Below are 16,067 nucleotides of genomic sequence, written 5' to 3'. Positions count from 1 at the left end.
CTAGGGTCCAGACTCAATTGAGCCAATATGCGACGAGAGCGGCGAGATGAACAGCGGCCAAAAAATTACGGGCGAGCTTGTCATATCGCGTGGCGATGCGCCGGAAGTCCTTGAGCCTGCAAAAGCAGCGTTCGATGACATTTCGTCCTTTGTAGGCGCGTTTGTTGAAGCGATGGATGACGACACGGTTAGATTTATTGGGGATTACGGGCTTGGCGCCACGACGAATGATTTCGCCGCGAAGCTTGTCGCCATCATACCCTTTGTCGGCGAGGAGCACGCTCATGGGTGGCGCGAGCGCCAGGACATCGGGAGCCGCAGCGATATCGGCATCCTGGCCTGGAGTCAGATGCAGGACGACCGGCCGGCAGAGCGGATCGCTCAGCGCATGGATTTTTGTCGTGCGGCCTCCGCGCGAGCGGCCGATTGCTTGATTGTGCTCCCCCCTTTTCCGCCGGAGGCACACCGGTGAGCTTTAATCGAGGTCGAGTCGAGCGACAGTACGACGCCGTCTTCGCCAGGCTTGGCCAGCGCTTCGAAGATTGCGCACCATCGTCCTCGCTTGGCCCAGCGATTGAAGCGATTGTAGATCGTCGTGTAAGGGCCGTATTCACGTGGACAATCACGCCATCGTGCACCCGATTGCAGCATGTGAATGATGCCGCTGACGATGCGTCGGTCGTCGTCCCGATCCGGCCCCGTCAGTCCCCTCGGCAGATGCGGTTCGATACGCGCCCATTGCCTGTCGTTCAGCCAAAACAAACCAGCGCGCATTCTCTCGCCCCCGAATCAACACGTAGGCAAGAGAATCACGTGGCGCTATTTAGGTACAGACCCTAGATCTGCCGAATTCGGCCTAGGATTCGGACCCCGATCGCGATAAATACCTGTTCCCCCTGAACCACCCGGGAAAGCGCAACCATGGACAAGTTCACCACGCTGGAGGGCGTCGCGGCGCCGCTGAAGATCATCAATGTCGACACCGACATGATCATTCCGAAGCAGTACCTCAAGACCATCAAGCGCACCGGCCTTGGCAAGGGGCTCTTCTCCGAGCAGCGCTACAAGGACGACGGCAGCGAGAATCCGGACTTCGTGCTGAACCAGCCAGCTTATCGCAACACCAAGGTGCTGGTCGCCGGCGACAATTTCGGCTGCGGCTCGAGCCGCGAGCACGCGCCGTGGGCGCTGCTCGACTTCGGCATCCGCTGCGTGATCTCGACCTCGTTCGGCGACATCTTCTACAACAACTGCTTCAAGAACGGCATTCTGCCGATCCGCGTCTCCCAGGAAGACCTCGACAAGCTGTTCGACGACGCCGAGCGCGGCGCCAACGCGACGCTGACGATCGACCTGCCGAACCAGGAGATCCGCGGCCCTGACGGCGGCAAGGTCAAGTTCGAGATCGACCCGTTCCGCAAGCACTGCCTGATCAACGGCCTCGACGACATCGGTCTCACCATGGAGAAGAAGGCCTCGATCGACACCTACGAGGACAAGCTCAAGCGCGAACGCGCCTGGGCGTGATCTCGATATCCGGTTCAAGCCCCGGTGCTGATTGCGCCGGGGCTTTTTCTTTGCCCTGATTATCCCCTATAGCTTCCGCGCATGCTGCCCGACATCGTCACCTTCTGGCACGGCCCGATGGACGCCCTGCGCCAGACCTGTCTGCGCTCGCAACTTGCGGCCGGTCACAAGGTCACGGTCTACAGTTTCGACACCATTCCCGGCCTGCCGGCAGGCATCGAGAATGCCGAGGCCGAAGCGATCCTCCCGCACGCATTCTCAGAGCGCTTGCGGCCGCCGCAACCCGACGGAAGCTGGCGCGACTGGACCACGCTTCAATTCAGCGACTTCTTCCGCATGAAGCTGATGGCGAAAGGCCTCGGCCTCTGGCTCGACGCCGACGTGCTGCTCCTAAGGCCTGTCGAGATCGATCCGGCAAAGCCCTACTTCGCCTGGGAGCGGCCGCGCCAGCTCGGCAATTCCGTGATCTACCTGCCGCCCGGGCACGGCATCGTTGCCGCCTTCGAGGAACTGATGGAGCAGGAGGAGCTGACGCCGAACTGGCTGTCGGTGCGCCATCGCATCACCTTCATGATGCGCCGCCTGCGCGGCGGCTCGAACCGCCTCTCCGATATTCGCGTTGCGATCTTCGGGCCCGCGGCGCTGACCGCGCTGGCGCGTCGCACCGGAGAATTGCAGAGCGCGCTGCCGAAGCAGTCGTTCTACGCCGTGCATGCCGAGCCAAAATTGTTCTTTGATCCCTCGAGCTATCTCGGCCTCGTCACCGACCCCCAGATCATCGGCCTGCACATCTCGCCCAAGGGCCGCGGTAGCGAAAAACCGATCCCGGGCAGCCTGTATGCCTGGGCGACGGAGCGGTTCGGCTAGCTGTCGCGCAGGAAGTGCGCTCCCTCTCCCGCTTGCGGGAGAGGGTTGGGGAGGGGGTGTCTCCGCAGGCGAGAACCCCCAAGAGGAGAAAACCCTCACCCGGCGCTTCGCGCCGACCTCTCCCGCAAGCGGGAGAGGTTGACCACCTCGCAGCCCGCTCTTCCTGTTTGATCCAGCGCAACGCGCTCCTGCATCATTGTGCCTAATCTGGCTCCAATTCCACGACCCCAAGAGGAGCCTCGCATGAGCACCGCAAGCAGGCCTTATCCCATCGTTCAGGATCTCATCGACTCCTTTGCGAGCTGGCTGAAGCATCGCCGCGAGATGAACGAGATGCGGCAGCTCGATCGCGCCGATTTCGACCGGATCGCGAGCGATCTCAGGATCGCGCCGGATGATCTCGAAGAGCTGGTCCGCCACGGCAAGCACGCCGCCGATGAGCTGCCGAAGATGCTGGAGCAGCTCGGCATCAGCGCTGAAGGGCTCGGACGCGCACAGCCGCTGCTGCTGCGCGACATGGAGCGGGTCTGCTCGCTCTGCGGTCACAAGGGACAGTGCGACCGCGATCTCGCCGACGGCACCGCCGCGGAAAACTATCACGGTTATTGCGGCAATGCCGCGACGCTGGAATCGCTCGACCGCGCAGATCTCGCGCCGCGCTGAGCGGCGCGGATTGCGACGGAAATCATCCGATCAACATCGACAGAACCGTGCGCGCAAGATCAGCTGGCCGCTCCACCAATTGATCTGCGCCGGCCGCCTCCAGCTCATCCCGGTTGCCATAACCCCAGAGCACGCCAAGGCCGCGCATCTTGACCGCGTGAGCGCCGGCGATGTCGTGGTGGCGGTCGCCGATCATGAGGCTGTGCGAGGCGGCGATACCGCATTCAGACAGGATATGGGCAAGCAACTCCGGCTTATGATCGAGCTTGCCGCCCGGCACCGAGCCGTGGATGCCGTCGAAATACGCCGCTAAATTCAGGATCTCCAGGATCCGTCGCGCGAAGACTTCACGCTTCGATGTGGCGAGGTAGATCCTCAATCCGGCTTGCCGCAATTCCTGGAGCGCTCCGCTGATTCCAGGACAGGGCTCGCTTCCGAGCAAGCCGCTTTCACCATAGTGCTGACGATAGGCGACAACGGCTTCGTCGATCCGGTCGTCGCCATATGCCTGCAGCAACGTCCGCAAGATGTCTTCGAGTGGTGGCCCGATCGCTATATCGGGCGCCTTGCCGGGATCATGCCCGAGCACACGCAATGCTGCCGAGCAGCTTGCTGCAATGCCCGGCTGCGAATCGACCAGCGTACCGTCGAGATCCAGAAAGACGGAACGGGCCGGGGACACACCTCAGCCCTTCCCCATCGCCGCGATCGCGTCCGCAATCGCGATCGTGCGCCGCGCCATGTCGGCATGCAGCCGCTCGACCATCGCCCCGTCGAGGCGGATCGCGCCGCGCGAGACGTTCTCGGGCAATTCGAACGCCGCGATGATTTTTCGCGCGCGCGCGACTTCCTCTTCCGGCGGCGTGAAGATCGCGTTGCAGGCTTCGATCTGCGAGGGGTGGATCAGCGTCTTGCCGTCGAAGCCGAGGTCGCGGCCCTGCGCGCATTCGGTGGCGAAACCGTCGGAATTGTTGATGTCGCTGTAGGGGCCGTCGAGGATTTCGAGGCCATGGGCGCGCGTCGCCAGGATGCAGTGGGTGATCATCGGGATCATCGCGGCGCGGCCGGGCAGCATCTTGATGCGCGTCTCGCGCGAGATGTCGTTCGGGCCGAACACGAAACCGGAGAGGCGGCTCGTTGGATTGCGCCCGGCGGCGGCCAGCTCCTCGGCATGGAGCACGGCGCGCGCGGTCTCGATCATGGCCCAGACCTTCACGGTCGGCGCGGCGCCGAGCTCGGCGAGGCGGCGGCCGATCGCGTCGAGATCTTCGACGCTTGAAACTTTTGGAACCAGGATGCCGTCAGGCGATGCCTTGGCCGCCATCGCGACGTCATCGGCCCACCAGGGCGTATCGAGACCGTTGGTCCGGATCAGGATCTCGCGCTTGCCGAACCCCTTGGCCGCGATCGCGGCGGCGATTCCGTCGCGTGCCGCCGCCTTGGCGTCAGGGGCGACGGAATCCTCGAGATCGAGGATCAGGCCGTCGGCGGCCAGATTCCGCGCCTTCTCCAGCGCGCGGGGGTTCGAGCCGGGCATGAACAGATGGCTGCGGCGCGGGCGGGTCATGCGAATGGTCCTTCCGGTTTCCTCGTATCTCGTCTGACCTGAGCCGATAGCATCTGGCATGCCTATTCGAAAGGCTTGTTCGCCCCTGCGGCATATGGTTAGGCATAGGCCATGGTCACATTCCCGAAGCATTTGCTGGAAGGCTACCAAGCCTTCGCCACCCAGCGGCTGCCGACCGAGCAGAGCCGCTACCGTGAACTGTCGGTGAAGGGGCAGTTCCCGGAAGTGATGGTGATCGGCTGCTGCGACAGCCGCGTCTCGCCCGAGGTGATCTTCGACGTCGGCCCGGGTGAATTGTTCGTCGTCCGCAACATCGCCAACCTGGTGCCGGTGTATCAGCCCGACGGCAACGCGCACGGCGTCTCGGCCGCGCTCGAATATGCCGTGACGGTGCTGAAGGTGAAGCACATCGTGGTGCTCGGGCACGCGCAATGCGGCGGCATCCGCGCCTTCGTCGACAAGATCGAGCCGCTCACCCCCGGCGACTTCATCGGCAAATGGATGCAGATGTTCATCAAGCCGGGCGAAGTGGTCGAGCAGCGCGACCACGAATCGATGGCGCAATTCGTCGAGCGCATCGAAAAGGCCGCGGTGTTCCGCAGCCTGGAAAACCTGATGACCTTCCCGTTCGTGCAGAAGGCGGTCGATGCCGGCCAGATGCAGACCCACGGCGCCTATTTCGGCGTCGCCGAGGGATCGCTGTTCGTGCTGGACAAGGTCGCGAAGGAATTCCGCAGCGTCAAGGACGCGGCGTAGTCGATCTCGTAAACTGGCGCATCAAACGAGATCGTCGTCCCGGACAAGCGGAGCTCTTGGCAACGCGCAGCGTTGTCCAGAGCGGAGCGCCGATCCGGGACCCATAGCCACAGGAAGTTGTTTGGCGAAGACTCGTTGTTGCCAGCTCGCGCAACAATGCGGGCCGGTGGTTATGGGTCCCGGATCTGCGCGCGCTTTTGGCGCGCTTGTCCGGGACGACGAGAGGCGTGGGCGAAGGCTTACGCCGCCTTCTTCGCGCTGATCAGCTTGCGGTTGATCAGCACTTCGGCGATCTGGATCGCGTTGAGCGCGGCGCCCTTGCGCAAATTGTCGGACACGCACCACAGCACGAGGCCGTTCTCCACTGTCGCGTCCTCGCGGATGCGGCTGATATAGGTCGCGTCCTCGCCGGCGGCTTCATACGGCGTGGCGTAGCCGCCGGGCTCATGCTTGTCGATGACGAGGCAGCCCGGCGCTGTGCGCAGGATGTTGCGCGCTTCGTCGGCGCTGATCGGGTTCTCGAACTCGATGTTGACGGCCTCGGAGTGGCCGACGAAGACAGGCACGCGCACGCAGGTCGCGGAGAGCTTGATCTTGGGATCAAGAATCTTCTTGGTCTCCATCATCATCTTCCACTCTTCCTTGGTGTAGCCGTCCTCCATGAAGACGTCGATCTGGGGAATGATGTTGAAGGCGATGCGCGCGGGAAACTTCTTATTGACGATCTCGCTGTTGGTGTAGACGGCCTTGGTCTGCGAGAACAATTCGTCCATCGCATCCTTGCCGGCGCCCGACACCGATTGATAGGTGGAGACCACGACGCGCTTGATTGTCGCCTTGTCGTGCAGCGGCTTCAGCGCGACCACGAGCTGCGCCGTCGAGCAGTTCGGGTTGGCGATGATGTTCTTCGTCTTGAAGCCTGCGGCCGCATCCGCGTTCACCTCGGGCACGATCAGCGGCACGTCCGGGTCCATGCGCCAGGCCGAGGAATTGTCGATCACGACCGTGCCGGCGGCGCCGATCTTCGGCGACCATTCCTTCGACACCGAGCCGCCCGCCGACATCAGGCAGATGTCGACGTCGGAGAAGTCGTAGTGCTCGAGCGCTTTGACCTTCAGGGTGCGGTCGCCATAGGAGACCTCGACGCCGACGCTGCGGCGTGACGCGAGGGCCACGACCTCGTCCGCGGGGAATTTGCGCTCATCGAGGATGTTGAGCATTTCCCGTCCGACATTGCCGGTCGCGCCGACGACTGCGACTTTGTAACCCATCGTTCACTCTCCGATGAAAAAGCCCGTTCCCGAAGCAGACGCTTAAACAGGAAGAGCAGCGCTTCTATGCGAGAACCGGCCTCAAGACAACGTTGGACCATGCCCGAAGGCCGTGGATGCAGTCGCCTGAGGCCAGCACGGCCGCAACTCCCACCCAGATCCATCTGGCGCTCGCCAATTTCGCCGACGAGGTCGTCGGCACGCTGGCGCGCCTGTTCGCCTATGTGGGGACGCTGGTGCTGTTTGCCATCCTGAGCCTTGCGGCCTTGGGTCAGCTCCCGAGCCTGCGCGACGACGATCCGGCGCTGAAGCCGGGCTGGAGCGTGGCCGACCACTCGCATCCGGCCTTCGCCATCAGCCGGCTAAATTCATCAGATAAAACAGCCACTTATACCATCCTACGACATCCCGAAGGTGGCCGCCGGGACGTGATGCGCTGGACTGGCGAGGCAGACCGGCCCATCGCCGAGCTCGATATTTACCGGGAAGGCGGCGAATTCGACGTGGCGCGCCCGGCCACAGCAGACCTGGCCGTCCAGATGGGACTTGGTGCGGCCGCCCCGCTCGAGCAGGCCGGCCTGATCGACACGAAATTCGGCCCGGTCGCCCTGTACCGGCCGACCGGCACGGCGCAGGCGTGCCTTGGCTATCTCAAGCGCAGCGAGGAGCCGGCGCTCCAGCTCTCCGGCTTCTCCTGCCAGGGCGATACGCTGCCCGCCCAGCGCGCGGCCATCGCCTGCACGCTGAACCGGCTGACGCTGCTCACCTCGGGCAACGAGCCGAAGCTGGCGGAATTGTTCGCCCGTGCCGAGCTCAAGCGCAGGGGTTGCGACCCCCAGGGCTCGCCGGACTGGCTGCTGGGCGCCGCGAACGCGCAATTGCGCGGGGCGCTTTGATCGGCATCAAGCTCAAGTGGCTGGTATTCATGCAACTTTTGCCGGCGCGCACGATTATTCCGCCCTGGTGTGACCCAATAGACCTAGTTGCGGCCACCCCGACCGGGCTAGTATGGGTCGAAATCGACTGGCGGCTTGCCGCCTGAAGGGGACGTGATGAGCTCGAAATTTTCTGCCGCGAACAAATTGGCGACGTTGCTTGCGGCGGGCGCCGCGATTGCCATGGTCTTCGCGGCACCGGCTTCGGCCGACACCAGGACCAAGCAGCGCTATGACGATCGCGGCCGGCCCGTTTACGGCCCGAGCGGCCCCAACACGGTCTATCAGCAGGGACGCACCCGCATCTATGTGAGCAAGCGCTCCTGGCTCGACGGCGGCACCGAGGTCAATCCGGGCGATCGCAAGTTCTCCGACTACGCCTTCCCGCCGGCGGTGGGCTATCCGTCCTTCGCCCGCGAGAACCTCAACCGCCCGATCGATCGCCAGCCGCTGTCCCCGCCGTCCGATGTCGGCGGCTATCCGCAGAACTTCCCGCTGTACTGAGGCGGACGCAGGCACCGAATCAAATGGCCGGGCTCACGCCCGGCCATTTTTGTTTTCTCGCACCGTCATTCCGGGATGGTGCGCAAGCACCAGACCCGGAATCTCGAGATTCCCCGGTGCGCAATTGCGCACCTGAGGTTCGGCTCTTCGAGCCGCCCCGGAATGATGGCACTTGCCGCTTACGCGTGCAGCTTCTGCAATTCCTTCAGGATCGCTTCGCCCATCTGCGTGGTCGAGGCGGCCGTGGTGCCTTCCGACTTGATGTCGGCGGTGCGCAGGCCGCTGGCCAGCACGGCGGCGATCGCGGCATCGACCTTGTCGGCGAGCGCGCCCATGTCGAAGGAGTAGCGCAGCGCCATGCCGAAGGACGAGATCATCGCGATCGGATTGGCGAGACCCTTGCCGGCGATGTCGGGCGCCGAGCCGTGCACGGGCTCGTACAGCGCCTTGCGCTTCTTGCTCTTGACGTCGACCTCGCCGAGCGAGGCCGAGGGCAGCATGCCAAGCGAGCCGGTCAGCATCGCCGCGATGTCGGACAGCATGTCGCCGAACAGATTGTCCGTGACGATGACGTCGAACTGCTTCGGCCACTTCACCAGCATCATGCCGCCGGAATCGGCGAGCTGATGCTCGAGCGTGACGTCGGGATATTCGCGCTTGTGGACCTGGGTCACGACCTCGTTCCAGAGCACGCCCGATTTCATGACGTTGCGCTTCTCCATCGACGTCACCTTGTTCTTGCGCTTCTTGGCAAGGTCGAAGGCGACGCGGGCGATGCGCTCGATCTCATAGGTGTCGTAGACCTGGGTATCGATGGCGCGCTTCTGGCCGTTGCCGAGATCGGTGATGGTCTTGGGCTCGCCGAAATAGACGCCGCCGGTGAGCTCGCGCACGATCATGATGTCGAGGCCCTCGACCGCCTCGCGCTTCAGGCTCGAGGCATCGGCCAGCGCCGGGTAGCACACCGCGGGGCGGAGATTGGCGAACAGGCCGAGATCCTTGCGCAGGCGCAGCAGGCCGGCTTCGGGGCGCACCTCGTAGGGAACGGCATCCCACTTGGGACCACCGACCGCGCCGAAGATGATGGCGTCGGCGGCAAGCGCCTTGGCCATGTCGCCCTCGGAGATCGACACCTTGTGCGCGTCATAGGCGGAGCCGCCGACGAGGCCGGTGTCGGTCTCGAATTTGGCGATCCCGGCCGAATTGAGCCAGTCGATCAGCCGCTTCACCTCGCCCATCACCTCGGGGCCGATACCGTCGCCGGGGAGCAGCAGCAGTTTGTGGGTCGCCATGGTCGTTTCCTTCTCGATCCTCTCTCGTCATTCCGGGACGCGCCTCTCGGCGCGGGCCCTGAATCCATAACCACCAGCCGGGGTTATGGATTCCGGGCTCGCCCGCTTCGCGTGCGCCCCGGAATGACGGCCGGCCGGAGTGCTAGAGCGGCGTTGCGCGCTTGGCAAGACACCATTGCCGCGCCACGGCTGTGCAAGACCGGCAGGGCCTGCCACAGTGCGGGACGCCGGAGTACCCCCTTGCACGCGCCTGACCGCCCCCCGCCCGACGCGCACCCCGCGCGGCTGATCCTGATCCTGTCGCTGGCAGCGACCGTCGGGCTCGGCATCGGCCGCTTTGCCTATGCGCTGGTGCTGCCCGACATGCGGGAGACCCTCGGCTGGTCCTACTCGGCGGCCGGTTTCATGAACACCATCAACGCCGTCGGCTACCTCATAGGCGCGCTGGTGGCGTCCCGGCTGATCCAGCGCGTCGGCTGGTCGGCGGCAATCCGCGGCGGAACCCTCGCCTGCGTCGCCGCGCTCGCCACCTGCGCACTGACCGGGAATTTCGTGGCGCTGAGCCTTGCACGCCTGGTGCTGGGCCTGGGTGCTGCGGCCGGCTTCGTCGCCGGCGGCGCGCTGGCCGCTTCGATCGCGCAGTCGCAGCCCGCGCGGGCGAATTTCCTGCTCAGCCTGTTCTATGCCGGCCCCGGCATCGGCATTCTCGCCTCGGGCCTGATCGCACCGTTCACGCTCCAGCATTTCGGGCCGGGCTCGTGGTGGCTGGTGTGGTGGGCGATGACGCTGCTCTCGGCCGCGATGACCGTCCCGCTGTTCCTGGTCCGCATCGAGAGCCGCGTGCGTTTCACCGAAGGCAGCCACGCCGCCTTCGCAATTCTCCCCGTGCTGATCTACCTGGCCGGCTACTTCCTGTTCGGCGCCGGCTACATCGCCTACATGACCTTCATGATCGCCTATGTGCGCGACGGCGGCGGCGGAGCCGCGGCGCAGGCGGCGTTCTGGAGCCTGATCGGCCTCAGTGCCTTCGTCACGCCGTGGGTCTGGCGCGGCGTCCTCGCGCTCGATCGCGGCGGGCTTGCCACCGCCATCATCCTCGGCACCAACGCGCTCGGCGCAGCCTTGCCGATGCTGGGGCATTCGCCGGCGTGGCTCGCGGTCTCGGCGGTCGTGTTCGGCGTCGCCTTCTTCGCGGTGGTCGGCTCGACCACGGCCTTCGTCCGCTTCAACTATCCGCCCTAGGTATGGCCGACCGCGATCGCGGCGATGACGATTTCGTTCGGCGTCGGCCAGACGCTGGGGCCGATCGTGGTCGGCGCCATCACCGATGCGCTGGGCAGCCTGAGTTACGCGCTGAACGTCTCGGCCGCACTGCTGGCGTTGGGCGCGGTGGCGGCGCTGTGCCAGCGGAAGGTGGGGCCGGCCCGGCAATCGGTACCGTAGGGTGGGCAAAGCGAAGCGTGCCCACGATCTCTAAAATAACGGGAAGGTGGTGGGCACGGCGCGTTGCGCCTTTGCCCACCCTACGGCAGCACTCGCTTCGCGAGCCCCGGAATGACTGCCTCAATCAGCTCCCGCTGAACGAATTATACCCCTGGTCTTCCCAGTAACCGCCCTTGTAGTCGTTGGTGACTTCCATCGAGACCACGTATTTCGGGTTCTTGAAGCCGAGCTTTGTCGGCACGCGGATCTTCATCGGGAAGCCGTAGGCGCGCGGCAAAATCTCGTTGGCATATTTGAACGTCATCTGGGTCTGCGGATGCAGCGCGCTGCGCATGTCGAGAGGCGAATTGTAGCCGTCCTTGTCGGCGCACTGGAACCAGACATATTTGGCGCGCGTGTCGGCGCCGATCAGCTTGAGGAAATCGCGGAGCGGCGTGCCGGTCCAGCTGCCGATCGCGCTCCAGCCCTCGACGCAGATGTGACGGGTGATCTGCGTGACCTGCGGCAACTTGTAGAGCTCGTCCAGCGTCCAGGACTTCTTGTTGTCGACGAGGCCGCGCACTTCGAGCTTCCAGTCCGCGGCCGAAACCTCCGGCGCGTCGTCGAGATCGTAGTAGGCGTTGAATAGAAACGGCTTCGTGATCGCGCTCTCGGGGAAGGTCGGCGCCAGCGCGTCGGGATTGAAGATGAAGGCCTGCACCGCGTCGTTGAACTTCGAGACCTGCGCCAGCAGCGTATCGGCCGAGGACGAGTCCACGACGTCGCAGCCGGTCAGCAGCGTCAGCGCGCCGAGGCTGGCGCCGCCCGCGATGAAGCGGCGACGGGTAAAATCCGGCATCGTCTTGATGGCGTCCTTGATGAGCAACCGCTTGTCAACGCCGGGGATCAGGAATGAACGCTTGGCCATCGCTATTCTCCCTTATCGCCCGATGATCATCGCGCGCAGGCTCTTCGGCACCAGCAGCGCGAGCAGGACGTGAATGACGAGGAAGGCGCAGATCGCGGCCATGCAGAAGAAGTGCACGTAGCGCGCGGTCGGATAGTCGCCGAACAGCATCACGAGATAATAGAGCTGCACCGGCTTCCACATTCCAAGGCCGGAGAGCACGATCAGCACGCCGACGACGATGATGCCGGCATAGAGCAGTCGCTGCACGTAATTGTAGACGGTGAGATCGTCATGGCCGAGCTTGAAGGTCAGCGCCGCCCTGACGTCGTGGAGCACGCCGGACGGGGTGATCGGCAGCAGTTTTTTCCGGAAGCGGCCGGTGGCGAAGCCGGTGACGAGATAGGCAAGGCCGTTGATCATCAACAGCCACATCGCCGCAAAATGCCAGAGCAGGCCGCCGCCGAGCCAGCCGCCAAGCGTGTACTCGCGCGGGAAACTGAAACCGAACAGCGGCGAGGCGTTGTAGATCTGCCAGCCCGACAGGATCATCAGGATCATGGCAAGAGCGTTGATCCAATGCATGACGCGGACCCAGGCCGGCTGGATCACTTTGGCCGGGCTGGACCGGACCTGCTCGTCGGTGACTGTAAGGCTCGCCATGGTGGTTCCGTCCTGAACGTCGTGTGACACCGAATATACGCCGATGCGTCCGCTTTCGTTACGCCTACGCACGACATCGAGTCGATGCCGGCAGGCTATGCTGGTCACAAAAATGCGAGCCGGGTGCCCCCGGCTCGCCGTCTCAAAGCACCCTGTCGGGGATGAAACAGGACGCCGCGGTGTTACGTCGCCGGCATCAGCACGGTGTCGACCACATGGATCACGCCGTTCGACTGGTTGACGTTGGAAATCGTCATCATCGAGGTGCCGCCCTTGGCGTCGACGATCCAGGTCTTGCCGTCCATCTTCTTCACCGTCAGCTCCTCGCCTTCGGCGGTCTTCAGCTTCTTGCCGTCGGTGAGGTCGGAGGCCTCGAGCTTGCCGGGCACGACATGGTAGGTGAGGATCTTGGTCAGCGCCGCCTTGTTCTCGGGCTTGACCAGATTGTCGACGGTGCCGGCCGGCAGCTTGCCGAAGGCCGCGTTGGTCGGCGCGAACACCGTGAACGGACCCTTGCTTTCCAGCGTCGGCACGAGACCGGCCGCCTTCGCCGCCGCCACCAGCGTGGTGTGGTCCTTGGAGTTGACCGCGTTCTGGACGATGTTCTTGGACGGGAACATTGCGGCGCCGCCGACCATGACGGTCTTCTCCTCGGCGCGAGCGGGCGCGACGACGGTCGCGGTGATGGCGAGGGCGCTGAAGGCGGCGGCAGCGAGATAGGCAATACGCTTCGACATGGAGGGTCTCCCGATTGAATTGAGACCGGCAATGGCCGGTGCTTGAGTTGGGGCAACAACGGCGGCTGCGGCAGTTTGGCGTGAAGCAGCAGCGCGTCGTTGGACCGAACTACGGGAGGGTTTGCGAAGTGGTTTCGAAGAAAAATTCTTTGTAATGCGTGAAAATATGTGGGGGCGTGTCCGTGTGATGCGCGAACGCGCCACCATCTCAGGAGCCGTAGGGTGGGCAAAGACGCGCATGCGCCGCGCCCACCATCTCGCGCTCGATTGAGATAGGCATGGTGGGCACGCTTCGCTTGGCCCACCCTACAAGACTCAATCCCTGTTGTTCGGCGTCTGGATGAACCCGCGATTATACGTCGGGCTGATCAGGAGCTCGTTGATGCAGACTCGCGCCGGCATCGATGCGATGAAGGCGATGGTGCGGCCGAGGTCTTCGGATTGCAGCATCCTGGCCTGCTCCTCCTCGCTCGGCACCACCGGGCGCTGCTTCAGGATCGGCGTCGCGACCTCACCCGGCATCAGGCAACAGGCGCGCAGGCCGTTGACGCATTCGTCCATGTTGAAGGAATGGGTCAGCGCCAGCACCGCGTGCTTGGTCGTGGTGTAGGCAGGACCCGGCATCTTCGAAACGTGCCGGCCGGCCCAGGACGAGACGTTGATGATCGAGCCGTCCTTTTGCTTGCGCATCGTCGGCAGCACCGCGCGCATGCAATAGAGCACGCCGTTGAGGTTGACCTGGACCAGCTTGTCCCAGCCCTCCAGTTCCATGTCCTTCCAGCTTCGCTTCGGGACATTGATGCCGGCATTGTTGACCAGGAGATCGATACGGCCGTGCCTGGCGACGATCTGATCGGCCGTCTTCTGGGCCTCGGCGGCGTTGGACACGTCCAGTGCGATGGCCTCGGCCGCCCCGCCCGCCCCGATGATCTTGGCAACTACGGTATCCAGGGCATCCTTGCGGCGGCCCGAGACCACCACCGTCCAGCCGTCGGCAGCTAACGCCTCGGCGCCGGCCTCCCCGATGCCGCTGCCGCCGCCCGTGACCCAGGCCACGCGTTTCCCATTTTTGGTCATGCAAACTGTCTCCGTTGCTTCATCGGGGCGGTTTTTGCTAATCCAGCCCTCGGTTTTGACCGACCTTGTCTTACAAGCCTTGCGGTCGAGGAAATCTTGCATGAACCGAGCTGCCAACGCCAACCTGTTTTCCCGCCTGTTCGATGGCCTGGACGATCCCAAACGCCTCGCGATCGAGACGCATGACGGCGCCCGTATCAGCTATGGCGATCTGATCGCGCGGGCCGGGCAAATGGCGAACGTGCTGGTCGCGCGCGGCGTGAAGCCTGGCGACCGCGTCGCGGTGCAGGTCGAGAAATCGGTCGCGAACATCGTGCTTTATCTCGCCACGGTGCGGGCCGGCGCGGTCTACCTGCCGCTCAACACCGCCTATACGCTGAACGAGCTCGATTACTTCATCGGCGACGCCGAGCCGTCGCTGGTGGTCTGCGATCACTCCAAGGCGGAAGGCCTCGCCCCGATCGCCGCGAAGGTGAAGGCCGGGGTCGAGACGCTCGGCCCCGACGGCAAGGGCTCGCTGACGGAGGCCGCCGACAAGGCAAGCAGCGCGTTTACGACGGTGCCGCGCGAAAACGACGATCTGGCCGCGATCCTCTACACGTCGGGCACCACCGGCCGCTCCAAGGGGGCGATGCTCACCCACGACAATCTCGCGTCGAACTCGCTCTCGCTCGTCGGCTACTGGCACTTCACCGACAAGGACGTGCTGATCCACGCGCTGCCGATCTACCATACGCACGGTCTGTTCGTGGCGACCAACGTGACGCTGTTTTCGCGGGCGTCGATGATCTTCCTGCCGAAGCTCGACCCTGACCTGATCATCAAGCTGATGGCGCGCGCCACCGTGCTGATGGGCGTGCCGACCTTCTACACCCGCCTCCTGCAAAATGCCGCGCTGTCGCGCGAGACCACCAGGCACATGCGGCTGTTCATTTCGGGCTCGGCGCCGCTGCTCGCCGAAACCCACCGCGAATGGTCGGCGCGCACCGGCCATGCCGTGCTCGAGCGCTACGGCATGACCGAGACCAACATGAACACGTCGAACCCCTATGACGGCGAGCGCGTGCCCGGCGCGGTCGGTTTTCCCCTCCCCGGCGTCTCCCTGCGCGTGACCGACCCCGAGACCGGCAAGGAGCTGCCGCGCGAGGAGATCGGCATGATCGAGGTCAAGGGCCCGAACGTGTTCAAGGGCTACTGGCGCATGCCGGAGAAGACCAAGGCGGAATTCCGGCCCGACGGCTTCTTCATCACCGGCGACCTCGGCAAGATCGACGGCAAGGGCTACGTCCACATCCTCGGCCGCGGCAAGGATCTCGTGATCTCCGGCGGCTTCAATGTCTATCCGAAGGAAATCGAGAGCGAGATCGACGCGATGCCCGGCGTGGTCGAGTCCGCCGTGATCGGCGTGCCGCATGCCGATTTCGGCGAGGGCGTCACCGCCGTGCTGGTCTGCAACAAGGGTGCCGAGGTCAACGAGGCCTCCGTGCTGAAAGCGCTCGACGGCCGGCTCGCCAAATTCAAGATGCCCAAGCGCGTCTTCGTGGTCGACGAGCTGCCGCGCAACACCATGGGCAAGGTGCAGAAGAACGTGCTGCGGGATACCTACAAGGATATCTACGCGAAGAAGTAGGGAAAGACCGCACCGCACTCTCGCTGTCGTCCTGGCGAAAGCCAGGACCCATTACCCCAGGGAGAAGTTGCGGCACGAAGCTGGCAACCACGAGTCTTCGCCAAACCACTCCTTGGGGTAATGGGTCCTGGATCGGCGCTCGCTGCGCGAGCTTGTCCAGGACGACGTTGGAGTTGGCATAGCGCGCTCTCTCAACAACGTCATTGCGAGCGCAGCGAAGCAATCCAGACTGCCGCCGCGGAGAGATTC

At 64.2% G+C, this 16,067-nt stretch carries 16 protein-coding genes and 1 pseudogene; 8 read left to right on the top strand and 9 right to left on the bottom strand.

Translation table 11 applies throughout. The annotated features are described in order from the left end of the window. Positions 1-13: 13 nt before the first annotated feature. A protein-coding gene (locus tag ACFLEY_RS01070) for an IS5 family transposase (RefSeq protein WP_110115998.1) occupies positions 14-774 on the bottom strand; the annotation gives its coding sequence in 2 pieces (ribosomal slippage) (positions 14-435 and positions 435-774; 762 coding nt in all). A 147-nt stretch (positions 775-921) separates the two neighbouring features. Here ACFLEY_RS01070 and leuD point away from each other — a divergent pair. The 3 genes from leuD to ACFLEY_RS01055 all read left to right on the top strand — a co-directional run bounded on the left by leuD (position 922) and on the right by ACFLEY_RS01055 (position 3,057). Next, the gene (gene leuD, locus ACFLEY_RS01065; RefSeq protein WP_011083326.1) at positions 922-1,527 is read left to right on the top strand and encodes a 3-isopropylmalate dehydratase small subunit; all 606 of its coding nucleotides are present in this window, start codon (positions 922-924) and stop codon (positions 1,525-1,527) included. Positions 1,528-1,608: 81 nt separating this feature from the next. Further along, positions 1,609-2,394 (top strand): hypothetical protein, encoded by a 786-nt coding sequence (locus tag ACFLEY_RS01060; protein ID WP_060909694.1) that lies wholly within the window; start codon positions 1,609-1,611, stop codon positions 2,392-2,394. A gap of 243 nt (positions 2,395-2,637) precedes the next feature. Beyond that, positions 2,638-3,057 carry a hypothetical protein gene (locus ACFLEY_RS01055; RefSeq protein WP_038965082.1) on the top strand — a complete coding sequence of 140 codons (420 nt, stop codon included), beginning with the start codon at positions 2,638-2,640 and terminating at the stop codon, positions 3,055-3,057. Positions 3,058-3,079: 22 nt separating this feature from the next. Here ACFLEY_RS01055 and ACFLEY_RS01050 read toward each other — a convergent pair whose 3' ends face one another. Then, on the bottom strand, positions 3,080-3,739 hold the full coding sequence (locus ACFLEY_RS01050; protein ID WP_060909693.1) for an HAD family hydrolase: 660 nt from the start codon (positions 3,737-3,739) through the stop codon (positions 3,080-3,082). A 3-nt stretch (positions 3,740-3,742) separates the two neighbouring features. Beyond that, positions 3,743-4,624, bottom strand: a complete 882-nt coding sequence (locus ACFLEY_RS01045) for a CoA ester lyase (protein ID WP_011083330.1) — start codon at positions 4,622-4,624, stop codon at positions 3,743-3,745. Positions 4,625-4,735: 111 nt separating this feature from the next. On the opposite strand from ACFLEY_RS01045, the gene ACFLEY_RS01040 reads away from it, so the two are divergent. Further along, entirely contained in the window at positions 4,736-5,380 is a 645-nt protein-coding gene (locus ACFLEY_RS01040) for a carbonic anhydrase (RefSeq protein WP_060909692.1), read from the top strand. A gap of 239 nt (positions 5,381-5,619) precedes the next feature. On the opposite strand, the gene ACFLEY_RS01035 is transcribed toward ACFLEY_RS01040, so the two are convergent. Continuing rightward, the gene (locus ACFLEY_RS01035; protein WP_060909691.1) at positions 5,620-6,651 is read right to left on the bottom strand and encodes an aspartate-semialdehyde dehydrogenase; all 1,032 of its coding nucleotides are present in this window, start codon (positions 6,649-6,651) and stop codon (positions 5,620-5,622) included. Positions 6,652-6,767: 116 nt separating this feature from the next. Here ACFLEY_RS01035 and ACFLEY_RS01030 point away from each other — a divergent pair, with 116 nt between their 5' ends. Both ACFLEY_RS01030 and ACFLEY_RS01025 read left to right on the top strand, forming a co-directional pair. After that, complete coding sequence (locus ACFLEY_RS01030) at positions 6,768-7,547, top strand: hypothetical protein (protein WP_060909690.1); 780 nt, start codon at positions 6,768-6,770, stop codon at positions 7,545-7,547. Positions 7,548-7,703: 156 nt separating this feature from the next. Further along, positions 7,704-8,090, top strand: a complete 387-nt coding sequence (locus ACFLEY_RS01025; protein ID WP_028174905.1) for a hypothetical protein — start codon at positions 7,704-7,706, stop codon at positions 8,088-8,090. Between the two features lie 179 nt (positions 8,091-8,269). Here ACFLEY_RS01025 and leuB read toward each other — a convergent pair whose 3' ends face one another. Next, on the bottom strand, positions 8,270-9,382 hold the full coding sequence (leuB, locus tag ACFLEY_RS01020; RefSeq protein ID WP_011083334.1) for a 3-isopropylmalate dehydrogenase: 1,113 nt from the start codon (positions 9,380-9,382) through the stop codon (positions 8,270-8,272). A 240-nt stretch (positions 9,383-9,622) separates the two neighbouring features. Here leuB and ACFLEY_RS01015 point away from each other — a divergent pair. Next, positions 9,623-10,825 (top strand): annotated as a pseudogene (locus ACFLEY_RS01015) (YbfB/YjiJ family MFS transporter). A 124-nt stretch (positions 10,826-10,949) separates the two neighbouring features. Here ACFLEY_RS01015 and ACFLEY_RS01010 read toward each other — a convergent pair. The 4 genes from ACFLEY_RS01010 to ACFLEY_RS00995 all read right to left on the bottom strand — a co-directional run bounded on the left by ACFLEY_RS01010 (position 10,950) and on the right by ACFLEY_RS00995 (position 14,188). Then, positions 10,950-11,732 carry a molybdopterin-binding protein gene (locus tag ACFLEY_RS01010; RefSeq protein WP_060909689.1) on the bottom strand — a complete coding sequence of 261 codons (783 nt, stop codon included), beginning with the start codon at positions 11,730-11,732 and terminating at the stop codon, positions 10,950-10,952. A gap of 12 nt (positions 11,733-11,744) precedes the next feature. Then, positions 11,745-12,374 (bottom strand): cytochrome b/b6 domain-containing protein, encoded by a 630-nt coding sequence (locus ACFLEY_RS01005; RefSeq protein WP_060909688.1) that lies wholly within the window; start codon positions 12,372-12,374, stop codon positions 11,745-11,747. A 182-nt stretch (positions 12,375-12,556) separates the two neighbouring features. Then, the gene (locus ACFLEY_RS01000) at positions 12,557-13,111 is read right to left on the bottom strand and encodes a fasciclin domain-containing protein (protein WP_060909687.1); all 555 of its coding nucleotides are present in this window, start codon (positions 13,109-13,111) and stop codon (positions 12,557-12,559) included. 315 nt (positions 13,112-13,426) lie between these two features. Beyond that, a complete protein-coding gene (locus tag ACFLEY_RS00995) occupies positions 13,427-14,188 on the bottom strand; it encodes an SDR family oxidoreductase (protein ID WP_060909686.1) in 762 nt (253 codons plus the stop codon). Positions 14,189-14,288: 100 nt separating this feature from the next. On the opposite strand from ACFLEY_RS00995, the gene ACFLEY_RS00990 reads away from it, so the two are divergent. Beyond that, on the top strand, positions 14,289-15,818 hold the full coding sequence (locus ACFLEY_RS00990) for a malonyl-CoA synthase (protein ID WP_060909685.1): 1,530 nt from the start codon (positions 14,289-14,291) through the stop codon (positions 15,816-15,818). Positions 15,819-16,067: the final 249 nt, after the last annotated feature.

Origin of the sequence: Bradyrhizobium sp. YCK136, assembly GCF_044570075.1 — a bacterium.
GTDB lineage: Bacteria > Pseudomonadota > Alphaproteobacteria > Rhizobiales > Xanthobacteraceae > Bradyrhizobium > Bradyrhizobium diazoefficiens.
Note: the sequence above shows the minus strand (reverse complement) of the source record. Positions and strands in the feature narration are given on the sequence as shown.